The sequence below is a fragment of the Terriglobia bacterium genome (assembly GCA_020073185.1).
In the GTDB taxonomy this organism is placed as follows: Bacteria; Acidobacteriota; Terriglobia; order Terriglobales; family Acidobacteriaceae; genus JAIQGF01.
On sequence record JAIQFT010000001.1, the window covers coordinates 1 to 14,476 of the forward strand.

At 59.8% G+C, this 14,476-nt stretch carries 15 protein-coding genes; 4 read left to right on the plus strand and 11 right to left on the minus strand.

All coding sequences use genetic code 11. The features are described from left to right. Positions 1-209: transposase (locus LAN64_00005; GenBank protein MBZ5566209.1), on the minus strand; the 209-nt coding region annotated here is incomplete at its 3' end. Positions 210-514: 305 nt separating this feature from the next. Here LAN64_00005 and LAN64_00010 point away from each other — a divergent pair. Then, on the plus strand, positions 515-994 hold the full coding sequence (locus LAN64_00010; protein MBZ5566210.1) for a hypothetical protein: 480 nt from the start codon (positions 515-517) through the stop codon (positions 992-994). Between the two features lie 827 nt (positions 995-1,821). Here the strand turns inward: LAN64_00010 and cmk are convergent. From cmk to mutL, 3 genes are all read right to left on the minus strand, one after another. Further along, positions 1,822-2,502, minus strand: coding sequence for a (d)CMP kinase (cmk, locus tag LAN64_00015; protein ID MBZ5566211.1), 681 nt, complete (start codon positions 2,500-2,502; stop codon positions 1,822-1,824). Positions 2,503-2,683: 181 nt separating this feature from the next. Further along, positions 2,684-3,559, minus strand: coding sequence for a hypothetical protein (locus tag LAN64_00020; GenBank protein ID MBZ5566212.1), 876 nt, complete (start codon positions 3,557-3,559; stop codon positions 2,684-2,686). Positions 3,560-3,605: 46 nt separating this feature from the next. Next, positions 3,606-5,645, minus strand: coding sequence for a DNA mismatch repair endonuclease MutL (mutL, locus tag LAN64_00025; protein ID MBZ5566213.1), 2,040 nt, complete (start codon positions 5,643-5,645; stop codon positions 3,606-3,608). Between the two features lie 890 nt (positions 5,646-6,535). Here mutL and LAN64_00030 point away from each other — a divergent pair. Then, entirely contained in the window at positions 6,536-7,633 is a 1,098-nt protein-coding gene (locus LAN64_00030) for an RES family NAD+ phosphorylase (GenBank protein ID MBZ5566214.1), read from the plus strand. A gap of 133 nt (positions 7,634-7,766) precedes the next feature. Here LAN64_00030 and LAN64_00035 read toward each other — a convergent pair whose 3' ends face one another. The 3 genes from LAN64_00035 to LAN64_00045 all read right to left on the minus strand — a co-directional run bounded on the left by LAN64_00035 (position 7,767) and on the right by LAN64_00045 (position 10,252). Next, positions 7,767-8,093, minus strand: a complete 327-nt coding sequence (locus LAN64_00035) for a hypothetical protein (protein MBZ5566215.1) — start codon at positions 8,091-8,093, stop codon at positions 7,767-7,769. 82 nt (positions 8,094-8,175) lie between these two features. Beyond that, entirely contained in the window at positions 8,176-9,810 is a 1,635-nt protein-coding gene (locus LAN64_00040; protein ID MBZ5566216.1) for a methylmalonyl-CoA mutase family protein, read from the minus strand. A gap of 106 nt (positions 9,811-9,916) precedes the next feature. Continuing rightward, positions 9,917-10,252, minus strand: a complete 336-nt coding sequence (locus LAN64_00045) for a hypothetical protein (GenBank protein ID MBZ5566217.1) — start codon at positions 10,250-10,252, stop codon at positions 9,917-9,919. A gap of 170 nt (positions 10,253-10,422) precedes the next feature. Between LAN64_00045 and LAN64_00050 the strand changes: the two genes are divergently transcribed. Together LAN64_00050 and glgC are read left to right on the plus strand one after the other, a co-directional pair. Beyond that, positions 10,423-10,680 carry a hypothetical protein gene (locus LAN64_00050; protein MBZ5566218.1) on the plus strand — a complete coding sequence of 86 codons (258 nt, stop codon included), beginning with the start codon at positions 10,423-10,425 and terminating at the stop codon, positions 10,678-10,680. Between the two features lie 156 nt (positions 10,681-10,836). Continuing rightward, entirely contained in the window at positions 10,837-12,087 is a 1,251-nt protein-coding gene (glgC, locus tag LAN64_00055) for a glucose-1-phosphate adenylyltransferase (GenBank protein ID MBZ5566219.1), read from the plus strand. Positions 12,088-12,163: 76 nt separating this feature from the next. Here the strand turns inward: glgC and LAN64_00060 are convergent, their stop codons facing one another. The 4 genes from LAN64_00060 to LAN64_00075 all read right to left on the minus strand — a co-directional run bounded on the left by LAN64_00060 (position 12,164) and on the right by LAN64_00075 (position 14,439). Further along, on the minus strand, positions 12,164-12,430 hold the full coding sequence (locus LAN64_00060; protein MBZ5566220.1) for a hypothetical protein: 267 nt from the start codon (positions 12,428-12,430) through the stop codon (positions 12,164-12,166). A gap of 109 nt (positions 12,431-12,539) precedes the next feature. Next, positions 12,540-13,067, minus strand: coding sequence for a GNAT family N-acetyltransferase (locus LAN64_00065; GenBank protein MBZ5566221.1), 528 nt, complete (start codon positions 13,065-13,067; stop codon positions 12,540-12,542). Continuing rightward, a complete protein-coding gene (locus LAN64_00070; GenBank protein MBZ5566222.1) occupies positions 13,068-13,469 on the minus strand; it encodes a hypothetical protein in 402 nt (133 codons plus the stop codon). 250 nt (positions 13,470-13,719) lie between these two features. Then, positions 13,720-14,439, minus strand: a complete 720-nt coding sequence (locus LAN64_00075) for an energy transducer TonB (protein ID MBZ5566223.1) — start codon at positions 14,437-14,439, stop codon at positions 13,720-13,722. Between the last annotated feature and the right edge of the window lie 37 nt (positions 14,440-14,476).

A 14,476-nucleotide genomic window follows, 5' to 3' on the forward strand; every position in this document is an offset into this window, starting at 1 on the left:
TCCAGTGCACGCAGCCTCCGCGCCTCGCTCACCTCCATGCCGCCGTACTTCGCCTTCCAGCGGTACAGGCTGCCACGCGTGATCCCGTGCCGCCGGCACAGTTCGCCGGGCTCTACCCCCGCTTCGGACTCCTTCAGCACCGCGATGATCTGTTCTTCGCTGAATCGACTCTTGCGCACGACTCCTCCTCCTTGCCCCGAGCGGGGCATCGTAAATGGAGAAGTCACATTTCCAATGGACTAATTCTTGGGGAGCAGGTCAGTTTTGTATCGATCGATGCATCAACTTCGGCGATCCCGAGGAAGAGATAACCAATTGTCTAATTTATTATCACTGTGATGACTATTACAATACATGTGTCGCCAATTGCCCCTAGCAGTTGTTATGACGTTTAGGCCTGACCATTCCTCGCGCTCTTGAGTTCAGACGCGAGGAATGCTCGTCTCTTCAGATTCTCGGGACCGGGGGGCCTGTATGGCAGACAATCTGTAGTGCGATAGGAAGGCTGATCAGGATGAGACGTCTCGAAGTTGCAGCGAATATACTGTTGATCATTGTTACGATTATGGTAGGTTTTACCTTAGTTGTTAATTATCGTGCTCGGCGGCCAGTGTCCAGGCCATCACTAACAGGGCGAGAGCTTCCAATTCATGACATCGCATGGTCTGACTACTCTCGTACCTTGGTGCTGATTCTAAGGAAGGAGTGTCGCTTCTGCCGCGAAAGCTCGCCTTTCTACCGTCGCCTTGTCTTGCAAGCCCATGCAAGACATGTGCGCGTAATTGCGATTTTGCCGGACTCGCCAGCGGATGCGCGCCTGTATCTTGCTGGAGAGGAGATTGCAGTGGATTGTATCGTACAATTACGAGCAAATGATGTTCGCGTAGCAGGAACACCAACGCTACTTACGGTGAATCGGCAGGGCGTCGTCGAAAAGGAGTGGGTAGGTAAAGTGCCTTCGGAAAAAGAGGAAGAAGTTATCCGGTCCTTGTGAGAGCGTGCTCCTTCGTGCTGGACGTGTGGGTCCCAATTGCTAACGGCACAGCGCCACTGGCCGTGTAACCCGACTCTAACGGACTGTCGGTGCATTCACGGTGGTAGCTGGGCGGAACGGAATGAAGTTATGCACAGTGTCTGTATCTTGCTATTGTTGTCGGTAATGCAGCAGGCGTCTAGTCTGACGAGCGACAGTATTTACGCCGAGGTTCAGAAGGAGATTTCCTCGAGCCGTTCGCATGTAGGCGATGCTGTCCAAATGACCGTGTTGGAGGAAACACACGTAAGTGATGTCATTCTTCCTGCCGGCGCGAAACTCAGTGGCAGAGTAGTCACTGCGCGTAAGCGAAGCGCCGGCTCTCCTGCTATGCTTTCGGTGTCCATTGATGAGGCCACGTGGGAGACCGGCCATATGGCTCTGAACGCTAGAATCTCGCTATTAGAGCTGATGGGAATGCGCAGACGGGAGCAGCCCGTAATGCCTTATCTCCGAGGTAGGGGAGGGGTAGCAGTCCCATCGGCTGCAGCAAACTTTGACGATGATCCTGCGATCGTCCCCAAGGATTGTCGCGTGGAGGCCGTCGGGATGGAGGGTTCAGACATTGCAGCGGTGTGCCGCAAGCGCGAAGTCGTGTTGAAACGAGGTGCTCGTGTCTACCTCAAACACACCAGTCTGGGCACGAATTGATCGCTCGTGTATCTCCGGCGGCGGGTGGGCGAGTGCCGTACCTTGACCCGGGTGGGAGACGAGCGGCAGACCTGACGAGGGCGTCGGCCGAGCGCACAAGGGAACTGGAACCGGGAAAACGAGAACTAAAACTGAATTTACTCCCTGATCGCCTTCCTTACCAACTCCACCGCCCGCTTTACCACCTGATCGATGGTGAGGTGTGTCGAATCCAAAATCACCGCGTCCGGCGCGGGTACCAGCGGCGACGCCGCGCGCGTCCGGTCGCGCTGGTCGCGTTGTTGCAGCTCCGCCGCCACCGTCTTTGCCTTGCCCGCATCCGCTCCGCGCTGCTTCAAGCGCCGTTCCACGCGCACGTCGGGCGTGGCCTCCAGGAATATCTTCACCTCGGCCTTGGGGAACACTACGGTTCCGATGTCGCGCCCTTCCATGATGACACCACCCCGCTTGCCCATCTCGCGCTGCCGATCCACCATCCATGCCCTCACCGCCGGATGCACCGATACCCGCGACGCCGCCTCGGTCACATCGCGCTCCCGAATCCGCGCGCTGACGTCGGCGCCATCGAGCAGCACGCGGTTTCCGTCCAGCCGCGGCTTCAAACTGATGCGCGAATTCCGGGCCAGTTCCAACAGCGCGCTATCGTCGTCGAACGACACATCGTTTTGGATCGCCTTGAGCCCCAGTGCGCGGTACATCGCCCCACTCTCCAGGTTCACGTACCCGAGTTTGCGCGCCAGTCGCGCCGCAATCGTGCTCTTGCCGGCTCCCGCCGGCCCATCAATCGCGATCGTTAGCTTGCCTTTCTTGCTCGCCATCTCAGTAAAGGGTAGTCCGTAGTCGGTAGTCCGTAGTCCGGGGTGGACAGGGCGTACGTTACGGACTACGAGCTACGGCTAACAGCTACGGTAGAGATGTAGTCCGAAGTCGGTAGTCCGTTGTCCGGGATGAACAGGGTGTACGTTCCGGACTACCGGCTACGGGCTATGGACTACCCCCCTAGCCCCTGACTGTCCGCCGAGGCCTGGCCACATACGCCTCTCGCTGCGGCGCCACCTGCAACATGCTCTTTTTTCCGACCGTAACAAAACTCAACTCGCGCGCCGCCAGCAGCGCATTCACCGACTCCTTCACCCGCGACTTCGGCACCAGCCGCCCGAAAAATTCCTCGACCTCAGCGCTCTCCGCCGCCACCACCGTCTCCAGATACTTCGACAGGAGCCCCGACAGCGCCTCCGGTTGGGACATGTGGAGCCCGCGCTGCACCTGCTCCGGCGCCCAGCGATACAGCGCATCCCACTTCGCGCCTTCTTCCGGCGTGTAGTCCACGCGCGTGATGCGCAGCCGCGACCACAACTCGTTCAGCGCCCGGTCCAGCGCCGGCGCCGATGGCTCACCGCCGACTAGCTCGCGCAATTGCGGCTTGGAAACCCCGCCATGTGCGCGGATTACCTCGAAGGCGTCGCGCGCCAGCGGTGAGTATTCCGCGCGCGCGCCCGGCGTCGGCATGTGCCGCGGGTTCTTGTCGCCGACCACGCCATACAAGTACGGAAACACTGCCGCCGAGACCAGCCATCCCGCCTCGCCGAACACGTTCGCCTCGAACGCCGTCTTCTCGCGCAGCAAGCGGACCATCATCTCCGTCGCCTCGCGCGCTCGCGGATCGGCAAACGCCTGCCTCACCGTCGGCAGGTCATCGTCGATGCCGGCGTACGCGCCCAGAAACGTCGGCGCCAGCACCGGCGGTTTGGTCGGGTACAGCAGGCACATTCCAACCGTCTCCACGAACGCGCGCGCCTCCTCCAGCGTGCGCGCGCCGCGCCCGTCAAGACCCCATTTCTGGCGGCGTAGTTGGTGGAGTTCCTGTTCCGTCATGGAGTGTTCTGGCGATCGTGCGATCCGCCCCGCGATCGCCGGATCGTCAGATCCTCTTGAACGCTTTCTGAATGTCCTTCACAGAATACCGCAACACCACCGGCCTTCCGTGAGGGCACGACATCGGACATTCGGTTTTGGCCAGTTCGCGCAGCAGCCACTCCATCTTCTCCGTCGTCAGCGGGGTATTGACCTTGATGGCGGCGTGGCACGCGATAGACGCAGCGATTCGGGTGCGCGCGATCTCCAGGTTCAGCGCCTGCTCCTCACGCTCGAACTGCGTCAGCAACTCGTGCAGCATGCGCTCCACGTCGCTGGCGTCCACCCCGGCGGGCGCGGTCTTCACCGCAATGGTGCGCGAGCCGAAAGGCTCCGCGTCGAAGCCGTTGTGCCGCAGCTCATCGCAGATTTCCGCGAAGATCGCCTGCTGCTGCGGCGACAACTCAATGATCAGAGGCATCAACAATCGCTGCGACTCCACCCGCTCCGCCGCGCGCTGCCGCAGCACTTTCTCGAACAGCACGCGCTCGTGCGCCACGTGCTGATCCACAATCCACAGCCCCTCTTCGTTCACCGCCAGAATGAACGACTCGCGCACCTGGCCCAGCGGCTTCAGCGATTCGAAGGGCGGCGCATCGCTTGGCGGCGGCTCGGAAATCTCGCGCGAACATCCCCCATCCGGCACCACGGCCCGCGATCCGAAACGCGCCACCGGCACGGCCGCATTCGCCTCGACATCGAGCGAACCCCGAAACTCCAGGCGCTGCGAAACCGGCGGCAGCGCCGGGGCGCTCAGCGCAAAATCCGCGTCCGCCTGCGTGATCGCGAGATCGTCGGGGTAGGGACGTGCGGATGCCGTAGCCGCCGGTGTCAACCCCGGCGACGCCGTCGGCTGCGCCGTAATTTCCCGCGTGAATTGCGGCACCGGGCGCGCCTTCATCAGCGCCGCCCGCACCGAGTCGCGCACAAAGTCGTGCACTACCGACTGCTGCCGGAACCGCACCTCCACCTTCGACGGGTGCACGTTCACGTCCAACTCGCCGCTCGGCATCTCCAGAAACAACAGCACCACCGGGTACACCGTCGGCGGCAAAATATTGCGATACGACTCCGTCAGCGCGTGCTGCACCACCTTGTCGCGGATCAGGCGTCCGTTGACGAACACGAACATCGAGTTCCGGTTCAGCTTCTGGATTTCCGGCTTGGACGCAAACCCGTGCAGCCGCAGCTCACCCGGCGTGGCGCGGGCGCCCTCGCCCGCGTCATCTTCTTCCTTGCGCGCCCACGGCGGTGGCTGCGGAAGTCCCACCCGCGCCAGCGGCAGCATCGCCGCCAGCGGCAGCAGTTGGTCGAGCGTCTCGCGCCCGAACACCTGGTAAATCCGTTCCTGGTGCGACGCCACCGGCGCCGCGATCAGCATCGCGTTCACCGACGAGTGCAGCTCGAAATGCTTGTCCGGATGCGCCAGCGCGTAGTGCGTTACCAGCGACGCGATCTGCGCCAGTTCGGTGGATTCCGCGCGCAGGAACTTCCGCCGCGCCGGCACGTTGAAGAACAGATCGCGCACCGTAATCGACGTCCCCGCCGGCAGTCCAGCTTCCTCCACCTTCAGGATTTTTCCCCCGGCGATCTCGATCACCGTGCCCGTTGGTGCCATCGATCGTGCCGTTGGTGCTGTGGGTGCTGTCGGTGTCCCATATCTGCCCGGTTTTGGCAGATGTGGGTCTGCGCGACTCTCCGCCGCACAGGTTTCCAGCCGTAATCTTGAAACCGACGCGATCGACGGCAGTGCCTCGCCCCTGAACCCCAGCGTCGCCACCGTCAGCAGGTCATCGGCAGTCCGGATCTTCGATGTGGCGTGCCGCTCAAATGCCAGCAGGGCATCGTCGCGCACCATCCCGCAGCCGTCGTCGGTAACCTGGATCAGCTTCTTGCCGCCACCCTCCACTTGCACCCGAATGCGCTGCGCGCCCGCGTCCAGCGCGTTTTCCAGCAACTCCTTCACCACCGACGCCGGACGCTCCACTACCTCGCCGGCGGCGATCTTGTTGGCAACGTGTTCCGGGAGAACGTGAATGCGGCCCATGGCAAGAGTGTGTCCCGCATCGGGCGCATTGGCCGATGCGGGCGGTCATCCGCAGATTATCTGAAAACACCCTGACTTTCGAGTTTCAGTTTCGGTGTTCGCTAGTCAGTGATCTGGTCGGCCCGGCAGAAAGCCGCATTCTGCGGCGAACTTCATGGCCGCGTGTGATTGCTTCAACCTAAACCTACATAAGTAGTAATTACATTCAATCAAACTATCAACGTAGTAATCGCAGATGCTGCGCGAACTGTCGGTTCCACCTGCGTATCGAGTCCCGCTACCGGTAATCTGCTGAAAGTTAAGGACCCGCGATCTTCGCACCCTCCGAATTTCCGGCGCAGAAGCGGTGATCAACAGAAGTTTTGGCATAACAGGGCCGGGTGAGACGCCACAAATCGCGGCCACAGCCGGAAGGAATTGAGTATGAACGGCACGTTGCAACTGTAACCGGTATATGGGTGTTTCGGCGGTGATAATTTCGAGGCCACCCTAAGCAAATCCCCGGACGCGGCACCCGGCGATGCGGCCTCGCGTGTGCTCAGCGCGCACCGCGCGATCGAGAGCAGCCCGGGGCTGGCCCTGGTCGGCGAAAAGCGAGACCGCAGGTGTTGATTGGGCGCTCTCGCACCCGACACGGGGTCGGGTGTCCGCATTGAAGAATCATGGCCGAGGCAATAGGCCGAATCGATGGTTGGTCCAGCGACCGTAGGGTGATTCGCAACGTGGATTCTGCCAGATGTCTCCAGACCTCAACCACGGACGCACAGCGGTGCTTACGCACCGCCCAGGATCAGTGTGCTCTTGACAACGCCTTCGCTCTTATCGAGGGCCAGCCCCCCTTTTGAAAACTGAAGGTGTGTGCTGCGCCCCTTGCAAGCGATAATTCCGCAATGGAAAGCAAGAACCCATCGCTCCCAGACCTGGGTAACCTCTACGTCAACTTTACAAAGGACGTCTCCCTGCTACATGAGCAAGTCTGTTCCGATTGCTTCGCTGACCACGGCTTGCGAGTAACTGCGACGATTTACGGTGAAATTGCCGAGTCGCAGTGCCCGCGTTGTGGGTCCACCACTGGACGCCGATTGAATTCCTCCGTGTTGGGCTATGTAGTTCAGAAGTTCTTCGTGGATGGCACAAGACCTGGCAGGCACATGCCAGCCGTACTGATCCCAGGTACCTCGTGGCCCGATGACGACATCATCTTTACACCACAACTCCGACGCGATTACGAGTTGTTGAAGCAGCTCACGGGTTTTCAGCTAATGCGCAGCGCACCTGATCTTATTCCGATGGGGATCACTCCCCTTCGTCTCACGCTCGAAACTTGCCTTGGAATTCATGATTGGGGCGACATGGCAGAACCGAAAAGTGCAGCAGAGGCTTTCGCTGAAGTGCTCGATTTCCCGGTAGAGTACACGCTTGCACCAACACAGCTAGTTTTCCGCGTTAGGCTCTCACCCCGGACGCCGTCCGAACCTGGGGAGTACGATTCGCCGCCTGTAACCTCTGCGAGAGCGAACCGATTGAACCGCGACGGCTTTCGTGTGTTCTATGGCGCGCTGGATTTCGAGACGTGCGTTTTCGAAGTCAAACCCTCGCTTGAGCAGATTGTGCACGAGGACATCTATGTTGCAACCCTGAGGGCGCGGCGACCATTAAAACTGTTTGATCTGTTGAATTTCCCGTTCGACCTCGATGGACTCAACGGCCCAGGAAGCATGTACCATTTCTTGCGCAGCCTATTTTTTCCTGCCGATCATGATTACCGGATCACTCAGGAACTGGGCGAACGGATTGCAGCGAGGGGTTACGAGGGAATTCTGTACCCTAGCGGTTTTTCTTACGTGCGAAGTGCGAGTGCGTACCCGAACGTGGCATTATTCGGATCACCACTCGCAAGTGGAGCCGTGATTTTAGTCTCGATAAACCGTTTATGTTTTAGGGATATCGCCTACTCGTGCAATCTCGGTCCAGTAGTCGTCGAGTGACGAACCACTATGCCGCCGTTGCCGCTGGCTTTCCCGGCGCTATTTCGTCGAGCTTCATTGTGCAAACCCAACCCACTATTGCACCCCATATTTCGCCCGCATATTTTGAGGCGGTGGGCCATCAAGTGAATGATCAGTAGTTACCCAAAATTGCGCGCAAACAGTAGTACTCGTTCAGCAGTTCTCCTGGGATTTCTCGCGGCGGTTTGCTGGCTGTTAGCGGTTCCGGCGGGTTTGGGAACAACTGCTCTCGAAGTTCATCTACTCTCGCTTTAATCTGCAGCAACGTATCGTCATCCCGGGACAGACCGTAATCTGCGACGAGCTTGTTGATCTGATTCTGCAACAGCTGAACTTCTTTCGCATCGGCACCCGCACCTTGCGCGGTCAGTACTTTAACCTGTGCTGTCGTGAACGCATCACAAATCTTGCCTAATTTTTTCTTGAGTTCCGGGTTCACGAAATACCTCCATGACGGTGCGCCAGCTTACGATATGCACGCTACCAAGGCCTCGAGTTGCTTTCGTCTGCGCGCAAAGAGCCTAAATCACCACCGCTTCCTTGTACTCCCCAAACACCCGCCGCAGCGTGTCGCTGATTTCGCCCACGGTCGCGTAGCTCTCCACGGCGGTAATGATGGCGGGCATCAGGTTGGTGCCGGAGTGGGCGGCGTCCTCCACGGCTCTTAGGGAAGTCTCCCACGGGCCTTTATCGCGGCGGGCGCGCAGTTCGCGCAGGCGCTCCACCTGCTGCCGCTCCAGGTCTTCGTTGGCGTGGAAAATGTCGATCGGTTTTTCCTGCTCTTGCTCGAAGCGGTTGACCCCGACCACGACTTGCTCCAGTCGGTCCACTGCCTGCTGATACTCGTAAGCGGCGTTCTGGATTTCCTGCTGCACGAAGCCGCGCTCGATCGCCTTCAGCGTGCCACCCATGGCATCAATCTTGTCGAGGTAGCTGAGAGCCTGCTTCTCGATCTCGTTGGTCAGCGATTCGACGTAATACGACCCGGCGAGCGGGTCAATGGTCTGCGGCACGCCGCTTTCGTAGGCGATGATCTGCTGCGTGCGCAGTGCCACCCGCACGGCCTGCTCGGTCGGCAGCGACAGCGCTTCGTCGTAGGAATTGGTATGCAGCGACTGCGTGCCGCCCAACACCGCCGCCAGCGCCTGCAACGCGGTGCGCACGATGTTGTTTTCCGGCTGCTGTGCAGTCAGGCTGGAGCCGGCGGTCTGGGTGTGGAAGCGCAGCATCCAGGAGCGCGGATTCCTGGCGCCGAACTGCTCGCGCATAATGCGAGCCCACATGCGGCGCGCGGCGCGAAACTTCGCCACCTCTTCCAGGAAATTGCTCATCGAGTTGAAGAAGAACGAGAGGCGCGGGGCGAATTTGTCCACGTCGAGTCCGGCGTCAATCGCGGCCTGCACGTAGGCCATGCCGTTCGCGAGCGTGAATGCGACCTCCTGCACCGCGGTGGATCCGGCCTCGCGCATGTGATAGCCGCTGATGGAAATGGTGTTCCACTCGGGCACGTGCTGGTTGGCGTAGGCGAAGATGTCGGTGACGATGCGCATCGCCTGTTTCAGCGGATAAATGTAGGTCCCGCGCGCGATGTACTCCTTGAGAATGTCGTTCTGCACCGTGCCGCCGAGCTTGCGGGGATCGCTGCCCTGGCGCTTGGCCACCGCGATGTACAGCGCCAGCAGGATCGCCGCCGTCGCGTTGATGGTCATCGAGGTAGTGATTTTTTCCAGCGGGATGCCGTCGAAGAGGCGCTGCATGTCCTCGATGGAATCAATCGCGACGCCGACCTTGCCGACTTCTCCCATCGCCATGGGGCTGTCGGAGTCCATGCCGATCTGGGTGGGCAGGTCGAAGGCGACGCTCAGCCCGGTGGTGCCGGCGTCGAGCAGGTACTTGTAACGTTTGTTGGACTCCTCGGCGTCTCCCATGCCGGCGTACTGGCGCATGGTCCACAGTCGGCCGCGGTACATGGTGGTCTGCACCCCGCGGGTGTAGGGATACTGGCCGGGATAGCCGACGTCGCGGTCGTAGTCCAGGCCGGATAGATCGGCGGGCGTGTAGAGCGGGTGAACGGAGATGTGGGAAGAGGTTTGCTGGTCGGAGGTTTTCGGCGGGCCGGTTTTCTTTATCTCGGGGAGAACATCTTTGTCGGCCATCACAACACCTCGCTTGGAGTCCCGTCAGGGACGGCCCGCTAGTAGCCCAACACGGCAGTGCTGGGTAAGCTCTATTCGGTGTGCCGAGTCCCGCAGGGACGACACGTTATCCGCTGCGTCGCCTCGCTCTCCAGAACGAGCTCACGCCAAACCACAAGAACACCAGGGCAAAGCACGCGGCCAAGGCCATCCTGCCCGGGCCGAACTTTCCTGCCTGCCAGGCGTGATACTCGCGCCAGCACGCCACGCCACCCGCCAGGGCGAAAAACAGAAAAAAGACCCCTGTAATTTCCAGCCATAGCAGGTGGAGCACGCGCCCGAAGTGCCGCAACGTGATCTGCAGGGCGGACCAGCCGGCGCGCAGCCATCGGTTCTGTCCGGCCTGGCGCGCCGCCACGCGTCCGAAGATGCCCAGCTTGCGGGCGGTAGAGATCCCTGGCACGGACACATTCTAGCAGCGTGTAACCCGCGACCTGGGTCATAAATCACATAACCGTGTGATGCAGCCGGGCATCCAATCAATGAGGCGCACGCGGCAAGGCGGCAAACCTCCTGTGGATGACAGCGCGTGCCTGAAAAGGGGTTCTCGTGGACCAGCAACTGAAACAACTGATGAAAGAGCTCGGCGAAGCCATCAACGAATCACTCTCGGAGAGCGAACCCATTGCCGAGGCGATTTCCAAGATCAAGGCCGGCGGCTATGACGTGTTCCTGGTGCTGGAGGCGACCATCGGGTTCAACAAGAAAGAAGAACCGGGGGAACGGCCGTCACTGGTCCCCACGCGTCACGGCGAACCCGATTTCAAGATCAATGCGCAGGACGCGAAGTTCTTGAAGTCGCTGCGCATCCGCATTGACGACGCGGCGTGAACCATCGGCGATCCCGCGGTCTGTGACATGGTGAGCGAAAAGCCGGCCTTCGCCCGATCACCGGATCATCCAATCATCCGATTCGTTGTGCTACTATCAGACTCTCGCGTAGGGCTTCCTGACCGCCATTAACCAGACCTGATTCGGGATGATGCCATGAAAGACACCCTTGGAGTCCTGTTGGCAGGAGGGGCAGGTGAGCGCCTCTATCCCCTGACGCGGGACCGCGCCAAGCCGGCGGTGACCTTTGGCGGCATCTATCGCATCATCGACATTACGTTATCGAACTGCATCAATTCCGACATGCGGAAGGTGTACATCCTGACGCAGTACAAGGCGCTGTCGCTGAACCGCCACATCCGCGAGGGCTGGAACATCGTGGCGCGAGATTTGGGCGAATTCGTCGAGATCCTGCCGCCGATGAAACGGGTCAGCGAGAACTGGTATTTGGGCACGGCCGACGCGGTCTATCAGAACATTTATTCCATCGGCGCAGAGCAGCCCAAGCACGTGCTCATCCTGTCGGGCGACCATATTTACAAAATGGACTACTCGCGGATGCAGCGCCAACACCTCGAGTCGGGCGCGGACGTGACGCTGGCGACGATTCTGATCGAGCCGGAGGAGACCTACCGGTTCGGGGTGGTCGACATCGACCGCGAGGGCAGGATTGTCGGGTTCCATGAGAAGCCGCAGGTCACCGACATCCGCTCGCCGTATGAGCCGCGCAAGGTATCGGCTTCGATGGGCGTGTACCTGTTTAACACCGACGTGCTCATCCCGGTGCTGCTCAAGGACGCGGAGGACCAGAGCTCGTCGCATGATTTCGGGCACGACATTCTGCCCAAGATGATGGAAGACTACCGCGTGTACTCGTTCAACTTCATCGATGAGAACAAGAAGGAAGCGCTGTACTGGCGCGACGTGGGAACGATGGAGGCTTACTACGAGGCCAACATGGACCTGGTGGCGGTGTCGCCGGTGTTCAACCTCTACGATTCGAGCTGGCCGATCCGCACCCACCAGCGGCAGTATCCGCCCGCCAAGTTCGTCTTCTCCGATCCCGGGCGCCTGGGCGCGGCGTTTGATTCGATCGTGTCGTCGGGGTGCATCGTTTCCGGCGGCACGGTGCGCAACTGCATCATCTCGCCGGATGTGCGCGTGAACTCGTATTGCGAGATTGACAGCAGCATCATCTTCAGCCACGTCAACATCGGCCGCCATTGCCGCATCCGGCGGGCGATTGTGGATCGCGACGTGCATATTCCCGAGGGCACCATCATCGGCTACGACACCGAAGCCGACCGCCAACGGTATTTCGTTACCGACAGCGGGATCACCGTGGTGACCCGCGACTACTCGCTCTTCGAAAGCCCGGTCACGGTGGATTATTTCACCTTGGAATAGCTTCAACTCTCAGCCTTCGGCTTACGGCAATCCGCTACCGGCGCCGCATTCGCTAGGAGGATCCGGCCATCGTCAGCTATCTCCGCCGCACTTCAACCGAAACCTGGGGCACGCTGTTCCCGTCGGCCATGTTGCACGGCATCTGGTCAAGCAGGCGCAAGGTGCCGGCTTTATCCTCGAAGACCAAGCCGGACTTGGAAAGGCCTTTGAACTCTCCCCAATCCCGCGGCACCACCACCACGCAAGGTGACCCTAGCATTTGCGGCGTTGCCTTCAGTTCATGAATGCCGATGGTGCCCGCAATCGCGAGCATCCCGATACCCAGTGCCCAACGCAGTCTCATAAGAAATTACCTCCCGATGATCTTGCTCAGTGTATCGCTTCACGGTCCGTCACGAACTCATGTACACACGTACTCATGGGCTCATTGGGAGGGGGCAGTTCCGTTGCTCTCATTCTGTGCCGAGCGATTCAGACGCGGCCTTGACAGTCCTCATGTCCAGGTACATTCGTGCCGACCCGCCCTTGCTGCCCTCGATGGGGATGAAGCCGTAGCGTTGATACCACGCCACGGCGGTGGGGTACGCGTCCACAAGAATGCAGCGGCACCCAACTTGCTCGGAGATGCGCAAGCTCAGCTTTAGAGCCTCTGACAAGAGAGCATGTCCCAAGCCTCGCCTGGCAAAATGGCGGTCCACGGCCAAGCGGGCCAGCAGAATCATCGGGAGGTCATAGGCGGGGAGTCCGCGGACATATTTTCTCGGCATGGCGTTCCGTGGAACGCTCGACATAGCCAGCGTGAAGTAACCGATGACTGCCGCCGGTGCGATCTCCTCAATGGCGACATAGGTAACGCCGATCGAGCTCTTCTGCTGATTGTTCCAGGCGTGTTTCTTTAAATAGTTATTGAGGGGTTCGTCGCCGCAGTCGAAACCTTCGACCGAATCTCTCTCCTGCAATCGCCGGATGACAGTTGCCAACTATCTGCCCCTCATTGCGCGAAGTAGAGCTACAGTCGGTTCGGCAGGTCCTGCACTGGCAAGTTGGGAGAGACTGTCCAACTCCTTCTCGGTCCAGTCGATCCTGACATGCGGCAGTGCGGTTTCGGGCGCTACTCTTTCCAGACGAGGAAGTACCAGCACCTTTCTCTCGCCGGTGGCGCTTTCGCTGACGATTTTGTTTCCCCGCTTGCGTTCGGAAACGGCCCATTGGAATAAGGCAACCGCCTCGGTCAGGAAATCGGAGTTGCTGGCTAGCTGCAATTCATCCTTCAGGGCACGAACCGTCTTGTCCTCAAAAGGCGCCAGATCGGCCTGGAACTTCGGCTTGCGGGCGGACTTGCCGCGCTGTTTCGTCCTTCGGTGCTGAGCCGTGGAGGGCATCTTGACTCTCCTTTAACTCCTAAAATAATACATTCTGGATGCAAAAGCGAGTACTAAGGATCGGTCGCCGCCTTCTCGCTCTGAGCCCTGGGGCGACGAAGGTGGGGCGGCCACGGACCCAGGAGCGACACCGTCAAGCAAGCGTCAGAAGAAGACTGCGGGGGAGACGTGAAAGCGGGCGCTTCAATTGCCGGATCTGTTCCTTGGCGAGTTCTCGTTTTGCCTCGATTACAATCGGCCTGGCTCAGCACTACCGCAGCGTGAAATGGACGGTAATCTGCGTCTGCACGTTTACCGCTTCACCTTTAAGAAGAAAAGGCTTGTAGCGCCATTGCTGTACCGCGCTCACCGCAGCCGGGATAAGTTCCGGGGGGCCACTGATTGGCTCAAGCTCGTGCACCGCCCCGTCTTTTCCGATGACAGCGCGCAACACTACCGTTCCCTGAATTCCCTTACTTCTTGCCTTTGGCGGGTACACCGGGCTGACCTGGTGGATCAGCCTTCCCTGGGCAACTCCCGCTTCGATCGGAACACGTGAAGCTTCTCCGGCAGGTGAAGTCGCCGGAGTTACCGGTTTTTCCTCCTGCATGTCCTTTGTGGTTCCCGGGAACCCGAAATTGAAAGCTTTTTGCGCGCGCACCGGTATTACCGTTCCGTTCAAAACGTATGGCTTGTACTTCCATTTCTTCACCGTGGTGACCACGGCGCCTGTCAGCATTGGATCGCCGGAAATGACGTCCACCCTCTCTACCTCGCCCGAGGTGGAAACAATGAATTGCACCACTACTTGGCCCTGCACTCCTGCATCTCTTGCTTCTGAGGGATAAGGCGGACTAGGCGTCTTGATCGGCTCCAGGGCTCCTACGCTGACGAACAACGGCGAAGGGTTCACCGGTTCGCTTTGGGCAGCAGCCAATGCGGTGAGCGCAAGGAACACCAATACCGCCGAAATGCCTCTTATGCTTGTCACCGAGAATGCGTCTTATACCACAGGTGTCATCGTTCAA

Bases quoted from the DNA above. Each gene is read 5' to 3' on its own strand.
- LAN64_00010 (MBZ5566210.1), top strand. From the start codon at position 515: ATGAGACGTCTCGAAGTTGCAGCGAATATACTGTTGATCATTGTTACG.
- cmk (MBZ5566211.1), bottom strand. From the start codon at position 2,502: ATGGCGAGCAAGAAAGGCAAGCTAACGATCGCGATTGATGGGCCGGCG.
- LAN64_00020 (MBZ5566212.1), bottom strand. From the start codon at position 3,559: ATGACGGAACAGGAACTCCACCAACTACGCCGCCAGAAATGGGGTCTT.
- mutL (MBZ5566213.1), bottom strand. From the start codon at position 5,645: ATGGGCCGCATTCACGTTCTCCCGGAACACGTTGCCAACAAGATCGCC.
- LAN64_00030 (MBZ5566214.1), top strand. From the start codon at position 6,536: ATGGAAAGCAAGAACCCATCGCTCCCAGACCTGGGTAACCTCTACGTC.
- LAN64_00040 (MBZ5566216.1), bottom strand. From the start codon at position 9,810: ATGGCCGACAAAGATGTTCTCCCCGAGATAAAGAAAACCGGCCCGCCG.
- LAN64_00050 (MBZ5566218.1), top strand. From the start codon at position 10,423: ATGAAAGAGCTCGGCGAAGCCATCAACGAATCACTCTCGGAGAGCGAA.
- glgC (MBZ5566219.1), top strand. From the start codon at position 10,837: ATGAAAGACACCCTTGGAGTCCTGTTGGCAGGAGGGGCAGGTGAGCGC.
- LAN64_00060 (MBZ5566220.1), bottom strand. From the start codon at position 12,430: ATGAGACTGCGTTGGGCACTGGGTATCGGGATGCTCGCGATTGCGGGC.
- LAN64_00070 (MBZ5566222.1), bottom strand. From the start codon at position 13,469: ATGCCCTCCACGGCTCAGCACCGAAGGACGAAACAGCGCGGCAAGTCC.